The sequence below is a fragment of the Chryseobacterium balustinum genome (genome assembly GCF_900168205.1).
Taxonomy (GTDB): Bacteria; Bacteroidota; Bacteroidia; order Flavobacteriales; family Weeksellaceae; genus Chryseobacterium; species Chryseobacterium balustinum.
Map to the genome: position 1 here is coordinate 18,136 of NZ_FUZE01000023.1, position 15,379 is coordinate 33,514.

14 protein-coding genes are annotated in these 15,379 nt (G+C 35.7%); 6 read left to right on the forward strand and 8 right to left on the reverse strand.

The window, feature by feature from the left end; genetic code table 11:
• Positions 1-4 precede the first annotated feature (4 nt).
• Together B5X64_RS18700 and B5X64_RS18705 are read left to right on the forward strand one after the other, a co-directional pair.
• Entirely contained in the window at positions 5-2,449 is a 2,445-nt protein-coding gene (locus B5X64_RS18700) for a zinc-dependent metalloprotease (RefSeq protein ID WP_079466680.1), read from the forward strand.
• Between the two features lie 52 nt (positions 2,450-2,501).
• Entirely contained in the window at positions 2,502-3,338 is an 837-nt protein-coding gene (locus B5X64_RS18705) for a helix-turn-helix domain-containing protein (RefSeq protein ID WP_079466681.1), read from the forward strand.
• A 50-nt stretch (positions 3,339-3,388) separates the two neighbouring features.
• Here B5X64_RS18705 and B5X64_RS18710 read toward each other — a convergent pair whose 3' ends face one another.
• From B5X64_RS18710 to B5X64_RS18740, 7 genes are all read right to left on the reverse strand, one after another.
• A complete protein-coding gene (locus B5X64_RS18710; RefSeq protein WP_164463392.1) occupies positions 3,389-4,093 on the reverse strand; it encodes a DJ-1/PfpI family protein in 705 nt (234 codons plus the stop codon).
• Positions 4,094-4,269: 176 nt separating this feature from the next.
• Positions 4,270-5,625 (reverse strand): MATE family efflux transporter, encoded by a 1,356-nt coding sequence (locus tag B5X64_RS18715; RefSeq protein ID WP_079466683.1) that lies wholly within the window; start codon positions 5,623-5,625, stop codon positions 4,270-4,272.
• 352 nt (positions 5,626-5,977) lie between these two features.
• Positions 5,978-6,391 carry an OsmC family peroxiredoxin gene (locus B5X64_RS18720; RefSeq protein ID WP_079466684.1) on the reverse strand — a complete coding sequence of 138 codons (414 nt, stop codon included), beginning with the start codon at positions 6,389-6,391 and terminating at the stop codon, positions 5,978-5,980.
• Between the two features lie 614 nt (positions 6,392-7,005).
• Positions 7,006-7,395: a nuclear transport factor 2 family protein gene (locus B5X64_RS18725; RefSeq protein ID WP_079466685.1), complete on the reverse strand. Its 390-nt coding sequence runs from the start codon at positions 7,393-7,395 to the stop codon at positions 7,006-7,008.
• 47 nt (positions 7,396-7,442) lie between these two features.
• A complete protein-coding gene (locus B5X64_RS18730; RefSeq protein WP_079466686.1) occupies positions 7,443-7,832 on the reverse strand; it encodes a nuclear transport factor 2 family protein in 390 nt (129 codons plus the stop codon).
• Between the two features lie 11 nt (positions 7,833-7,843).
• Entirely contained in the window at positions 7,844-8,740 is an 897-nt protein-coding gene (locus B5X64_RS18735) for an SDR family oxidoreductase (RefSeq protein ID WP_079466687.1), read from the reverse strand.
• Between the two features lie 1,051 nt (positions 8,741-9,791).
• Complete coding sequence (locus tag B5X64_RS18740) at positions 9,792-10,637, reverse strand: hypothetical protein (protein WP_079466688.1); 846 nt, start codon at positions 10,635-10,637, stop codon at positions 9,792-9,794.
• A 300-nt stretch (positions 10,638-10,937) separates the two neighbouring features.
• Between B5X64_RS18740 and B5X64_RS18745 the strand changes: the two genes are divergently transcribed.
• The 3 genes from B5X64_RS18745 to B5X64_RS18755 are packed head-to-tail and all read left to right on the forward strand — an operon-like array spanning position 10,938 to position 12,479.
• Positions 10,938-11,147: a helix-turn-helix domain-containing protein gene (locus tag B5X64_RS18745; protein WP_079466689.1), complete on the forward strand. Its 210-nt coding sequence runs from the start codon at positions 10,938-10,940 to the stop codon at positions 11,145-11,147.
• On the forward strand, positions 11,147-11,467 hold the full coding sequence (locus B5X64_RS18750) for a HipA N-terminal domain-containing protein (protein ID WP_079466690.1): 321 nt from the start codon (positions 11,147-11,149) through the stop codon (positions 11,465-11,467). Before B5X64_RS18745 ends, B5X64_RS18750 begins: the two co-directional genes overlap by 1 nt.
• Position 11,468: 1 nt before the next feature.
• The gene (locus tag B5X64_RS18755; RefSeq protein ID WP_164463391.1) at positions 11,469-12,479 is read left to right on the forward strand and encodes a type II toxin-antitoxin system HipA family toxin; all 1,011 of its coding nucleotides are present in this window, start codon (positions 11,469-11,471) and stop codon (positions 12,477-12,479) included.
• Positions 12,480-12,723: 244 nt separating this feature from the next.
• Here B5X64_RS18755 and B5X64_RS22665 read toward each other — a convergent pair whose 3' ends face one another.
• On the reverse strand, positions 12,724-12,903 hold the full coding sequence (locus tag B5X64_RS22665) for a hypothetical protein (RefSeq protein WP_139377615.1): 180 nt from the start codon (positions 12,901-12,903) through the stop codon (positions 12,724-12,726).
• Positions 12,904-13,060: 157 nt separating this feature from the next.
• Here B5X64_RS22665 and B5X64_RS18765 point away from each other — a divergent pair, with 157 nt between their 5' ends.
• Entirely contained in the window at positions 13,061-15,379 is a 2,319-nt protein-coding gene (locus B5X64_RS18765) for a TonB-dependent siderophore receptor (protein WP_079466692.1), read from the forward strand.

Below are 15,379 nucleotides of genomic sequence, written 5' to 3' on the forward strand. Positions count from 1 at the left end.
TCTAATGAAGAAATTTTTGATATTATTAATTATGTTGTTCATCAATCAACATAATTTTGCCCAAACTCAGCCAGAAAAAAAAGCAGACAGCACCACCATGCCTCAGAAAGGTTTACAGCCCTATGATAAGATCATTAAAAAAAGTGCTGTAAGTAAATCAGGTTTATTTACAGTTGACGAGGTGGATAATAAGTATTATTTTCAAATTCCGGACAGTTTATTTAATCGCTATATGATTGTGGTTACCAGATATCTTTCAACTCCTGAAGGAATGGGAATTTTTGGTGGTGAAAAAGCCAACGAGCAGACAATATATTTTGAAAAAGGAGGCAATAACACCGTTTTTCTAAGATCGTTACAATACAAACAAGATGTCCGCAATCCGGAATCGATGCTCGCAAAAGCATTAGCAGGCAGCAATGAAAATCCTATAGTAACAGCTTTTCCTATCAAAACAATCAATCCTGTTACAAGAGATATTGTTATTGAAGTAACAGACGCCTTCAAAAAAGACAATGCGATGTTTTCCCTCGAGACTAAAGAGAAAACGGAAAGAAAACTGACCTCTCTTGCAGATGATAAATCTTTTATTGAAACAGTGGATGTCTATCCTATTAATGTTGAAATCAAAACAACAAAAACGTATACCAATTCTACATCAAGCAGCGGAAGTACAACTTTACGATTGAACACCTCAATCGTACTGCTTCCAAAAACACCGATGCGAAAGCGATTTGCTGATGAAAGAGTAGGTTTTTTTGCTAATAAATATGTCTTGTTTGATGATGATGGACAGCGTGCACAGACGAAACATATCATCCAGCGATACCGACTGGAACCCAAAGATGAAGACATTAAGAAATATCTAAAGGGCCAATTGGTTGAACCTAAAAAACAGATAGTTTATTACATCGACCCGGCAACGCCAAAAAAATGGAGACCGTATTTAATTGCGGGAATCAACGACTGGCAGAAAGCTTTTGAAGCAGCGGGTTTTAAAAATGCCATTGTGGGAAAAGAATGGCCTGAAGATGATAAAACGATGAGTCTGGAAGATGCAAGATATTCTGTAGTTAGATATTATGCATCAGAAACACCTAATGCTTACGGACCTCGGGTGAGCGACCCACGAAGTGGAGAGATTATCGAAAGTCACGTTGGATGGTATCATAACGTGATGAAATTAGTTCAAAAATGGTACATGATTCAGGTAGGTCCTTTAGATCCCAGAGCCAGAAAAATGCATCTGGACGATGAGGTGATGGGTCAATTGATCCGTATTGTTTCTTCCCACGAAATTGGTCATACCATTGGTTTACGCCACAATATGGGAGCCAGCAGCGCTACTTCGATAGAAAAACTTCGGGATAAAAAATGGGTAGAAACCAATGGTCACACTGTTTCTATAATGGATTATGCACGACTTAATTATGTGGCACAACCAGAAGATAACATTGGTTCAAAAGGAATTTTTCCCCGTATCGGAATTTACGATAAATGGGCCGTAAATTGGGGTTACCGTTATTTTCCAAAGACTAAAGATGAATTTGAAGAAGAAGATATCCTCAGTAAAATGACCACAGATAGTTTGACCGCCAATCCTAAAATATGGTTTGGAGGTGAAGGAAAAGATGAAGACCCACGCAGTCAGACAGAAGACTTGGGCGATGATGCCGTATTGGCAAGTGATTACGGAATTAAAAATTTAAAGCGAGTCGTTCCTAACTTAATTGAATGGACGTATGAACTCAATGATGCCTATGATAATTTATCAGATATGCATAAAGCGGTTGTCAAACAATATGGTTTGTATCTGTATCACGTGCTGAAATATATTGGCAGCAACTACGTAACCAAAAGAACAGCAGACGAAAAAGGTGTAGTCTACCAACCTGTTCCAAAGGCAAAAGTAAAAGCTGCAATTGATTATATGGGTAGACAATTGTTTATAGCACCACTCTGGATGTATCCGCAGGAAATTGGCGAGTTAATCCCTTTAAAAACGGAAGAAGAAATTTCAGACCAGCAAAATCAGATGTTAAACATACTGTTGAGTTCTGGTATGCTCTACAATATAAGCCTGAAAGCCATGCAGTTTGAAGGCGCTTACACGGTTCCGGAATTTTTAAATGATGTTCAGCAAACCGTATGGGTGAGCTTTAGTGGAAGCGAAAAACTCGATTTTTACAGAAGGGGTTTACAGCGTAGTTACATTGAAAAATTAAGCAGACTTCTATTACCTAAAGATATACAAGACGGTAAAGCTTTAAGTACCGCACAACGCAGCGATATTGCATTGTACGGAAAACAACATCTTTTAAAATTAAGAAATGATATTTCAAAACTGATGAAAGCAACAACAGGACTCAACAGAGAACATTTTGAAAGTTTACTGCTTGATCTAGACCGAATTACATACAAGCTGAACAAAAATAATAGTAAGGATTAATAAATCTCAAGTATTGTATTTTTTATAATTGAAATAAGATCTCGATTAATTAATGGACAATATCATACCAAAATATAATATCAACATTGAAAACAACTTTATATTTCTTGAGCAACAGGAACTGGAGGAATTTATGGATTTCAATGCTGATGCGCACAGTCATAATTTTTATATACTCAGCTTTTTGTACGAGGGAACAATAGATCATTATTCTGACTTCGATAACAAATCTGTCTCCGCTCCGGCAATTTTGATGCTTGATATTGATCAGGTACATACGCATCCGGAGATGGGTTCCTGCAAAATGATATCAATTGCATTTTCAACAAATTTTATTTCTAGTGAAACGGATTATTTTTTGGAGAAAGTGAGCTATCTGTTTTCAAAATCATTCCTCCCAATTTCAACTACACAACTTAAAGAATTGGATGAAATCATAGAGATTGAGTCAAAAGAAATTAAGAAAGAATTTCCTAATGAGAAACTTATCAAAGCTTTATTAAATGTTTTGATCATTCAATGCTTAGCGATTTCAGATAGTATTGTATCAGCAAATGACGAGGATTATGGAATTTATCCTAATTTTAAAAAATTGCTTAATAAAAATTACCGCAAGCAGCATCATGTCAACTTTTATGCAAATGAGCTTAATATAACAACAGCAATGCTTAATAAGAATATCAGAAGATGCACATTTAAAACTCCTAAACAACTTATTGACCAGAATCTGTTGCTTGAAGCTAAAAGACTTTTGTTCTGGTCAAAGATGTCAGTAAAAGAAGTTGCTTATGAACTTGGTTTTGAGACGGACAGTTATTTTAATCATTTCTTCAAGAAGCATACTGGTGAGACTCCGAAAGAATTTCAAAGAAAACAATCTTCTGAATAAAAAAACTGCTGACCAAAATAAATCGGTCAGCAGTTTCAGTTTATTGACATTTACTTTTTAGGTAAAAATTCCATTGTATTGTAGCGGTCATAGACCATTCCCAAAGCCAAATCGTCTGCCACCTCTTTGCCGTGGATAATTTCAACAGCCTGAAGAGCAACGTCTATTCCTGAAGTCACACCTGCACCTGTTAAAAATTTACCATCGACAACAAAACGTGTTGTTTCCTGCACTTTGATTTTAGGATGGGACCTCAGCTCATCGAGAGACCAGTGATGAGTGGTAGCTGAGCGACCATCCAAAAGTCCTGTATTTGCTAGAATTAATCCCCCGGTGCAGACAGACATTGTCATCACTGTCTTTTCATTTTGTTTTACAATCCAGTTCATCATTTTCTTGTCCGATGAAACCTTATGTACAATCTCTGGTGATGTCCCTGGAATAATCAAAATATCCGCTTGTGGAGCGTCGTTTATACTATATTTAGAAAGCATATTAAAGGTACCGCCATCCATCAGAGTATTTTTATCTGCCGAAGCCGAGACCGTATAAATATTGTAATTGCCATTCCAGTTATTGGCTTTAATAAAGACATCCATTGGTCCGCCCGTATCTACGATTTCGACACCGTCATAAACCAATACCGCAATGTTGGTCTTTCTGTCTTTAGGGAAATTAAAATTTTCTTTTGATTTGTTTTGTGCTTTCACATTAAGTGATAATAGAAAAAATACTGAAAACAGTGAAATTTGCATGAGCCTCATCTGATTTTTTTAAAAAATTAAAATTATATTGTTTAGGCGAGATAGATTATGCCGGCTAAGCTATCTTTACGCCTGTGCAAATTTAATTCTGCAATCCCTTTCAAAAATTACACTTTTGCTCCTTTTTGTTACATTTTAAGATTTTTAAACGAACATTTTCTGATAGATCAATTCGACATAATACTATAACTCACATGCTTAAACCTGAAATACAATAATACAGATGATGCTAATAGACCCACGGTCAGCCCATACCAGATTCCGTTAATACCAAAATGTAAAAAGACTCCTAATAAGTAACTTACTGGCAGACCTATCAGCCAATAAGAAATGAATGTTATTAATGTTGGGATATTAACATCTCCCACTCCTCTAAGACTTCCTAAACCGACAACCTGTGTACCGTCAAAAATTTGGAATATTCCTGCAATGATCAACAGCTGTGATGCGATCACCAAAACTTCAGCATCGCCTGTTATCAGGTACGGCAGATATTTATTAAAAACCATAAAGATAACTGCGAAGAAAAGCATGAAAACAACGACCAAGTGATAAGAGGCTTTAGCAAAATTCTGCAGTCTATTAAAATTCTGCTTTCCTAAACTATGACCAACTTTTATAGTTGCTGATGATGCGATACCACTTGCCATCATATAGGTCATTGCAACTAATGTGATGGCGGTTTGGTGGGCTGCCTGTTCGGTAGAGCCCAATTGACCAGCCATCAATGCGGCGACAGCAAATGCACCTATTTCAAAAACGTACTGCATGGCAACTGGCAATCCTATTTTCACAACATCGACTATTTTCGAAAAGTCTATAAACTTTAAGGAAAAATTCTGCAAATACATTTTAAAATAAGGTGATCGAAGAACATACCATGCCATTATAACCATCATTAAAAATCGGTCGATCAACGTAGCAATCCCAACCCCTTTTACACCCATTGGAGCGATTCCAAACATTCCTTTAACCAAAATAACTGCTAAAATAATATTGAGTACATTTCCCCAAATGGTTATCTTCATAGCCTGTTTAGTAAACCCCAATCCTTCAGCGAATTGCTTGAAAGTTTGAAAAATCATTAAAGGTAAAATTGACAAACTTAAAATTAAAAGATAGGGCTGGGCCGTTTTAACAACTTCCGGATCCTGCCCTGCATGTTGCATCGCATATGCTGAACCAAAGTAAACCAATATAAAGAGAAGAATTGCTGATGCAATGTTTAGCCATAAGCTGTTAGAAAGGAGTTTTGCACAATTCACGTAATTTAGTTTTCCATTTTCTTGTGCAATAAGAGGTGTTAATCCGTATGCTATACCTAACCCTATGACCAACACAACCATAAAAACTGAATGCACTAAAGAAACTGCGGCCAATGAAGTAGTTCCTGCAAAATGACCAATAATAATGGTATCAACGGTCTGCACCAAAGTGTGACCCAGCTGTGATATGACTACAGGTCCTGCTAATGCTATTGTACTTTGATAATAAATTTTATTTGATGTATATTTTTGTATCATGCATGTCAATTAAAAAAGAATAATATTTCCTGCTGTAAATGAGTTAGTGACAGCATCCTTCTTTTTTTGAAATTAATGCTGCAAAAATAGAATTTTACACATCGAACCTTTCTACCAAAATTTAACAAAAATCTGTCATTTTGATAATTCAAGCTAATTTATATTTACTAAAAAGCATCCAAAATGGATGCTTTTTAGTAAATATGACCTTATGTCACAACAAAGATTCGGTTATCTACATCACGTTATTTTTAGGAATAAATGTATTCGTAATATTTCTAATAGAATTAATAAATAAAAAGTCATGATTTTCTTTCCACTTTATCCTACTAAAACATTTTAAAAACCTTTTTTATTGTATTAATTCTACCTCTAAACTACTCTCACATTTCAATGCATTTCCAACAGGGCACATTTCTTTGGCTTTTAGTGCAAAATTTTGAAATTGTTCTTCCGTTATACCAGGGATTTTAGCTTGTAACAATAAGTTGGAATTCGTGATTACATTGTTGTTGATTATGAGTGAAACGGTTGTTTCAAGTTGGTCGGCAGAAAATCCGTTTTCTCCTAAAATATAACTTAATGTCATTGTAAAGCATGAAGCGTGAGCAGAAGCCAACAATTCTTCCGGATTGGTGAAACTGCCATCATTTTTTGCATAAGATGGCTTGAATGAGGTGTTTTTTAATTTTGAGTTTTCAGTTGTAAATTGTCCTTTTCCTTGTTTGAAACTTCCTTGCCAAACGGCTTTGATATTTGATTTCATAAATTTAATTTTAATAAAAATTTTATGATACAAATTTACGCTACCCGTAAAATTTTTTTTCTACCAAATGTTTATGATAACATACCATTTTGATAACTAATGTGAAATCTCTTAAGTTCTATTACACATTAAGAGTAAATCTCATTTCTGATTAACAATCTTTTCAAAGGTATTACTCTGAACAACCTTTGCGTTCGCCTATCTTAAGTATTAATAATATAAAAATTCAGAATAAAACTTGAAGTTTTATTGTTATCAGAGATGAAGGAGCCGAAGTTCGTACTTCATTTTTAATAGGGATAAAATTAATTCTAGAAGATGGAAATACTGTTTTGAGCAAACACAAACGCATCTTTCAGCATTAACGTCGGTACAACTAAAAAATGATCATGTAGTTAAGCTAAAACCTTCCAAATATAGCTAGATACTGCCTTCGGGGTAGAGCTTCATTAAATTTCAAAGACAATATTTTCAAAACCTTAAAAGGAAAGTACACCTTAGAATTACTTGATATTAGTGGTGCAGAATGGGAAGAAAATGTATCATCAAAATTAATAATAAAAAAGAACGGTATAGCTTAAAACCAACCGTTCTCGTTTAACAATTGAAGGATATTAATTTCCCCAAAACTCATCCTCGACAACTTGATCTTCGGAAAATAACCAAACTTGCACTATTTTTTCGTCTACAACTTCAAACAAATCGACACCAGTCATATCAATTGTTCTATCGCCAATTTTCCCCGTAAAATGAGTTGGAAATGAAATTAAATTTCCGTTAGCCATCAAAGCGCCTGTAGGTTCTATAACCAATGTACCTTCTGTTACATTCATCATATCTCCCAACATTTTGCCAATTGCATCAAGGCCTTCTTTAGTTCCAGCAAACTGATGGTTTCCTGGTTGGTGCCATTTTGCATCTGGACTGAAATGTGAAAATGCGGTAGGAATGTCTCCTTGTGAAAGGGCTACTGAGTAAGCCGTTACAACTTCTATTGCTGTCATATTATTTTGTTTTTAAAGTTTTTGATCTCTATTGACTAAAGTATTTTTTAATTTCCAAAAAACTCGTCATCTATCGATTGGTCATCTGAAAATGTCCAAACGTGAACAATCTTTCCACCTCTGACTTGAAACAGATCCATTCCTCCCAAATCCATCATATTAGCTTCTTTTTTGGCAGTAAACCAAACGGGGACCGATATCAAATCACCGCTTTCCAGCATTGGTCCTGTTGGTTTCACAACCATATTTCCCGATGTGTCATTCATAATGCCTTCAAGCATCTGAAAAATCTCACCAAGATTATTTTTCAAACCGGAAAATTTATTATTTCCCGGCTGATACCACTTTGTTTCAGGTGTAAAGTTGATAAATGCTTTTTCCATTTCCCCATTGGCCAATGCTTCAAAATAGGCTGCTACAACTTCTTTAGCTCCCATATATTATATATTTATTTAATAAAATAATCTTTGTTGTCTTTTGCCCACTCTGCCAAAGAAGTCATTTTTACAGGAAGTTTTTCTATGATTTCACTCATTTTAGGATTGAATTTTGTGGGATATTCAGTGGCCTGTTGAAGATTTTCATAATAAGCGGCAACGCTTGTTGCTCCCGCCTCTCCAACAAATGGTTTTAATATATCACCAAATTCCTGAGGTTTCTGAGGATAATAAACTATTTCTTCATCTACACCTTTAGAAAACTGTGATGCTAAATCGTTCCCTTTCAAATTTTCCAAACCACTTATTTTGAAAGCATCTCCCTTTAAATCATCATTGTAAATAGCTTCAACCACAAAAGCACTCACATCTTTCGATGCAATCCATCCAATCGGCATTGCCTCCGGTGTAGGATAAGCCAATTTTTTCTCATTGGTAATAAAAGGTGCACAGAAAGCGCCCATCATATTTTCCATATAAATTGTTGGTTCGATGATCACGTAATCTACACCGCTATTTTTCAAATACTCCTGAACATCCAATTTCACATCATCTACAGGAGAACCAATTTTTTGAGATTCTACCCAACCGCTTGTATTCCACACGATTTTCTTAACTCCATTGGCTTTAGCTGCATCGATGACATTTTTAGCATATTGCAAACCATCAAAAGGATTAGGCAGCGATACAGGAATCATAAAGGCAATTGCATCTATTCCCTTAGTAATTTCTACCATTTTATCGGCATCAGCTAAATTTGCCAAAACAGGCGTTGCTCCCGCCTGCGCTAACTTTTCAAAACTTTTTTCCGAACTTGTTGCAGCAATTACTTCTGCTCCTTTTTTCTTTGCTTCTCCTATGATGTTAAATTGTTGTGAACCTGTAGCTCCAAATACTAAAATTTTCATATTCTATTTATTTTATTAGATTAATACTTATACAAAGCTAAGCACACACACACCTTTACACAAGTACCCACCTAAAAGTCAACCACTTACCAAAAGGTTAGAATTATTGATTGTCAATGTGAAAAATTTCATAAAAAATTTAATGACCTTTTGTCATCAACAGTATCTCTTAAGATATGATCAAAAATAACAGAGATTTTCATGAAATGAGAAAAAATCATTTGTTGAAGTTACTCTAATAAGGCTACGACGCGTTGAGGGCGAAGCTTATACATCCATAGTAAAATAATGTGAGAAAAAAATTTTTCAAATACTTTACATCATAAAATTTTAACTAGAGAATTGATCTTCTTCTAACACCAGTAAAACTATCCATAATTAATAGATGTACGCCTTACTATTTTAATACAGCTTATTGTTAATGGTGTAATATGGTAATTTTTTGTCAGATCTATAGGCCGTAATGGCCTTGAACTGATCTCATAAGATATTCTGATTATCGAGCAGTTCATCTCCATCAATACTGTTCAGGACATTTTCTATTAATTTCTCACCAAGGATATCAAATAAATTCTGCTCTGTCAATATTCGTAATACTTGGTATATTGGTTATAACAAGGCTTTAAAGCATAATGAGAATCTTTCGTTAGTTTTTAGCATTACCGAATAATTTTATTCATAATACAAAATTTACATAAAAGAAATACCTCGATACAAATTCATTCTTCTTCTAAATTTCTATTGAGATTTCAGTAGATAAATGAAGAAATTTTCTTTTTCCATTTTTGAGATTCTTTATTTCAGATATCATTCATGGAAGTTACCCAGATCAATGTTCAAAGTTATCTCTACGGAATTTACAATTTCACTGAGTTCAATATTGCCGTCACTAAATTTTATCAGAATTCAAAACATATCCAAGCCTGAGAGCATTGTTAAGAATTTATAATGTTGCAATTAAAAAAGTTTGGCAGGAACCTTTGGACGAGGCAGAGCTCAGTATTATCACGAGGATGATCATTTTTATTTGCTCTAAATATTGTCATCTAATTTATGTTTTTCCAGACTGGAAATAGACCCGCCACTTTTTATCGTATGATTTATTCTTCATATTATAATCCAAATAGAAATCAAATTCTTGCTCATAGTTTAAGAATGGTTCAAATTGACTCTCATCGTATCCCGATTTTTCCAAGTAAAAACCGATTGCCTGATGATAAGGATAAATAAAATTCATTTTTGAATAGTATTCATATAAAGTTTCTGTATTAACTCTTCCTTTAGCTAATGTGAAGGCTTTTAGAACTCCTTCCGATCCTCCTGCATAAAACGGACGGACAACACAATCAATTAATGTCCTTTCTATATCAGCTATCAAATATTTTTTAGATCTAATGACTCCTATATTATCTTGAAACTGGCCGTTAATGATATTGATTTGATGACCTTTTAATATTCTCTTATTGGTTGCTAATCTTGGATCTTTATTAAATGATTCATCTATTGAATGCTGTGTTAGGGAATTACCTGATTGAGGATCAGATTGTTTTCTTTCTTGAACCATGAAGATATCATACGAAAGTTTTTCCGCTAATGAATGGATATATAATGAAGTTTGGTAACTGAAAAACGAAAATCTTGAGACCGCAGAATATATTTCAAAAACATCCGTATCAGTGCTGAACCAATATAGATTCGGAGTTCCTAAAAATTTTTCTTTCACAAATTTGTCGACTATGAAATTTTTTAAGACGTCTCTTCTGCGGTTTTTTAAACCTTTGTGACCCTTAATTACAGAAATAAGATTGTTCAGTTCGCTTTCATTGATTACGGGATAAATAATCCTTGTAATATAAAATTCAATTGTGGCGAAATAATAATCCAAACCTTTAGACATAAACCATAACTCATTATATTACAGATGGTTACATACGATTTTTGATGTAATCAGAATATCATATATGTAATTCTGATTACGAAGTTACGGTATTTTTTTTAATAAATCAAGTAAATGAGCTAACGATAACTATTAACTTATAGTACGTCGTCGAGTAATTGATATAATAGGTGCGTTATAATACACTTTAATATAATTTTTTAATGTTAATTTTCTAATTTCATTCGATTAGTGCATTAAAGAGCACTTTTATTTCAATATATTAGAAAATACTTCTATCTTTGCATAAAAGTGCATTATATGACACCATGGGTATTGATTGAGCAGATTAAGGAGCGTAGAAAAGTTTTGGATGTCACGCAGGAAACTTTGTCAGAGGTTTCCGGTGTGGGACTTCGAACGCTTAAACAATTTGAAAGCGGAAAAGGGAATCCCACGCTTGAAACAATACAAAAAATTTGTGATGCATTAGGAATGGAAATCAAACTTGAAATTAAAAAAACTGAATAATGAGGGCGGCTCAAGTTTTATATAAAGGTGATGTTGCCGGAGTTCTAACCCAAAATAATAATGGTACTTTTCATTTTAAGTATCATGAAGATTGGTTGTCTGATCCCTTAAAACCATCTATCAGCCTAACATTACCAAAAATTCAAGCTGAATTCTATTCAGAAACATTATTTCCTTTTTTTTATCATCTTTTACCCGAAGGTGCTAACAAACGATTAGTATGCAGAACCTTCAGAATTGATAAAGATGATGAATTCGGAATTTTGCTGCATACTTCTAAAATCGATACTATCGGAGCAGTAACCCTACAAAGAATCTAACATGGAATTGAAGATCACCAATTGTCCGGGAAGTTTGAAAGAAGGATTTTCTTCATACAGCAAGCCCGTTCTGAAAAAAATGTTTAATGGGCAGAAAATAAGTCCTATTTTACCTTACCTCTCTCCTACCAGTGCAGAGGAAAAGGAAATTTTCAATGAAAATCAAACCCATATTTCAATTTCAGGATTTCAGGAAAAATATTCTTTAATTCTTGATGGAAAAAATCTTCGTTTAACTCATAAAGATGAACACGGGCAGTATATTCTAAAACCAATATCTGACCTACCAAAAAATAAAGAGTATGCACCTGCAAATGAACATTTGACGATGCAGATTGCACAACAGGTTTTTAAAATGGAAGTCGCTGAAAATGCACTGATATTCTTTGCAGACGGTAGTCCTGCATACATTACAAAACGCTTCGACAGACTTGACAATACGTCTCTAGTCGAAAGCAAAAAGGAAAATAAGTTAGCTGTAGAGGACTTTGCATCATTGCTGCAAAAATCTCCACCAACGCATGGTGAACAGTATAAATATGAAGGGAGCTATTTCGAACTTTTTGAAGGCTTGAAAAAGTATATTCCGGCCTGGAAAGTGGAAGCACCAAAACTGTTCACTCTTATTCTTTTCAACTACTTGTTTTCAAATGGTGATGCGCATTTGAAGAATTTCTCAATAATTGAAACGCAGCAGGGAGATTATAAGTTAAGCCCCGCTTATGATTTATTGAACACGAGAATTCATATCGAGGATTCTAAATTTGCCTTAAAAGAAGGACTGCTGCCTAAATCCATTTCAAAAGGAAATGATTTGGAACAGTTTATCCTTTTAGCTGAAAAAGCAGAAATACCTCAAAAAACAATCATGAAGATTATCAGTAATTTAACATCCAGCCATGAAAAAATAGGTCAACTGACTGACCATTCTTTTCTTAGCGAAAAATTAAAACGCAATTACCTCCAAGCTTACCAGGGACGATTGAATAGACTAAAGAAAGATATGTCATAATGAAGGACATCACTTGATATTATTACCAACGTCAACTTAATTTAATATTCTTTATTAATTCCGAACAAATATATTGACTATATTTGTCCATCTTTTATGCAAAAAATAGTTAAACATTTTTTTGTCTTTTCCCTATTACTAATATTCTTATCGAATGTCAGTGGTATCTCGGTGTGTCTGGAACATGCAAAGCACTTGACCTCAGAACATGTTGAGAAAAAGAATTCCAAAGATGAGAAAAGTGCTAATTTTTCACAAGATGATCAATGCCAGTGTGCCCTACACCTGCAAATGAATTCATGTCTCTTTCCTGAGATTCAGAATGTAGATTTTGCTTTACAAGATATAGATCATAGCGTAATACCGCATCCCAAGGCAGTCGAATACCGTCGCCTGATCGATTATTTCTCGTCGAGAGCTCCACCCTATTTTTCATAAGTTATCGCTGAATAATTTCAGCTGAGACTATTTCCTACTACAGATTTTCCTATCTGTAATTACCACTGCGTGAATTTTTCACAGCAACGGAAGCGATTAATCATTAACCAATAGGGTTTCTCATACCTGTTTACCTATTTTCTATGTCACTTAATTATTGTATTTCGTGGAACATAAGCTATTATATTTCCACTAAGCCTTATCCATTAGCGGGCTTAAGCTTTCTATTATTCCCCCTTGCCTTCAATGCACAGGAGGCGGAAAAAGATTCGATTTCAGCAACCATCCAGACGGTAGAGATCGTCGGAAGGAGATCTCAGGATTACGTTTCCGACTATTCATTTGCTGCTACAAAGATCGCAATGAAAAATAAAGATCTACCCCTCACCTTGAACACCGTTACAAAAGAACTGATCAATGACAGACAGGCCTTCAGATTGGGAGATGTCCTCAAAAATGTGGCTGGTGTTTCCAATGCAAGTTTTTACAATCAGTACAGCATACGTGGGATCAGCCAGAACGAAGAAGGACAGATCATTAACGGAATGCGTACGAGACAATATTATTTTTTGCAGCCGATGACATCCCACATCGAGCGGGTAGAAGTTTTCAAAGGGCCGGCAAGCATTACGATGTCGAGTGTGGATCCGGGAGGGACGATCAATATGGTGACCAAAAAGCCACTGCTTAACGACCGTTATGAAGTAAGTTTATCGGGTGGAAGCTTTGATACGTATCGCCTGACCACCGATCTTACCGGTCCGTTAAATAAAAGCAAAACCCTATTGTACCGTTTCAACGGTGCGCATCAGGATGGCCAGTCATTCCGGGATAATGTAAGTAATAAGGGGTTTTTAATTGTTCCGTCCCTTTCTTTTATCCCCAATGAAAAGACATCGCTCAATGTCGAAATGATCTACAATGAGATGAACGGAAACCTGGACAGAGGACAGCCAATTTTTGGTGCGACAGCAGGAAGAACGGATCTCAACAGTACTCCTATCAGCCTTAATCTTGGCGCCCCCGGAGATTTTTTCAAAACAAAAGATCTTACTTTAATGGGAAGTTTTGCTCATCATTTCAACGACCACATCAGCTTTAATGCCTCCTATATGAAACAGTTTTGGGATGAAGACACCCGTGAAACCAGAACAACTAATTCTTTTGCTCCCGATATCAGCAACAACCCTGTTTCGAGCCTTGCGATGATGCAGTATCTGGAAAGGGTACAGCACTGGGAAGTGGATAATATCAGCGCTTATTTCAATTTCAGCTACAATACAGGAGTATTCAAACACCAGACTTTATTGGGATATGACAGCCATATGTGGGAGAAAAAAAGCAGTGGAAAGCAGGATGCCGCCAGAGGTTTTCTTATGAAAGACGGCAACGTCACTGCATCATATAATCCTGCAAATGTTGCACTGTACCAGACCATGATGTACAATGGTGCTACAATCCCAAAACCCAACGTCAATCCATTTGATCTTAGCCCAGGTGCTTTAAACCATCAGGGAAATGATTACTCCATACTGAATGTCATTAATCCCTTGCCAACCGCTCTAACCACGACCCATGCTGCCTATGTGCAGCATTTGGTCACCTGGAAAAAGTTTAGGCTATTAGCAGGACTGAGACAGGAATGGTTTCAGGATAGAACGAATTATAAAAAACAGGAGGAAAATTCATTTAGCAATCAGCAGCTGCTTTACCGTATTGGTTTAACGTACAGCGTCACTGAAAACACCAATATCTACGGAACCTTTCTCACAGGATATCAGCCACAATCCAATACCATTTCACTAATGCCCGGAACTGCATCATTTACCGGGGCAGTCTCTGCTTCGCTATTTAAACCATTAATTTCTGACCTGAAGGAACTGGGTGTCAAAACCAAACTCTTCGGAAAGGTTAATGCCAGTTTTTCAATCTATGAGATCAATCAGAAAAACATTCTGGTCAACGCCAACAATCCTGCAGAACCGGATCAGCTGATCCAGCGCGGAGCCGACCGAAGCCGGGGTTTTGAAACCGAGCTGACCGGATATATCCTTCCGCAATGGCATCTTTATGCCGGGTACAGCTACATCGATGCGAAAGTTGTAGATGATTCCAACCCTGCATTGGTTGGTTTGGCAAAGGAAAACACATCCAAGAACTCTGTTAATGTATGGACGAGATATAATTTTTCTGCAATCCAGGCATTAAAAGACTTCGGGATCGGAGCAGGAATTTTATATCAAAGTAAAAAAATCCCGTGGTACACCAGAAGTTTTGAGCTTCCGGCATATACCACTTTGGATGCCGCCCTTTATTATTCCGTTCCGCAAACCAAACTTCAGCTGGCTCTCAACGTCAACAATATAACCAATACAACATATTGGGTGGGAGCACAGAATTATCTAAGGCTTTTCCCTGGCGCTCCACGAAGCTATTTATTTACCGCAACTTATAAACTTTAA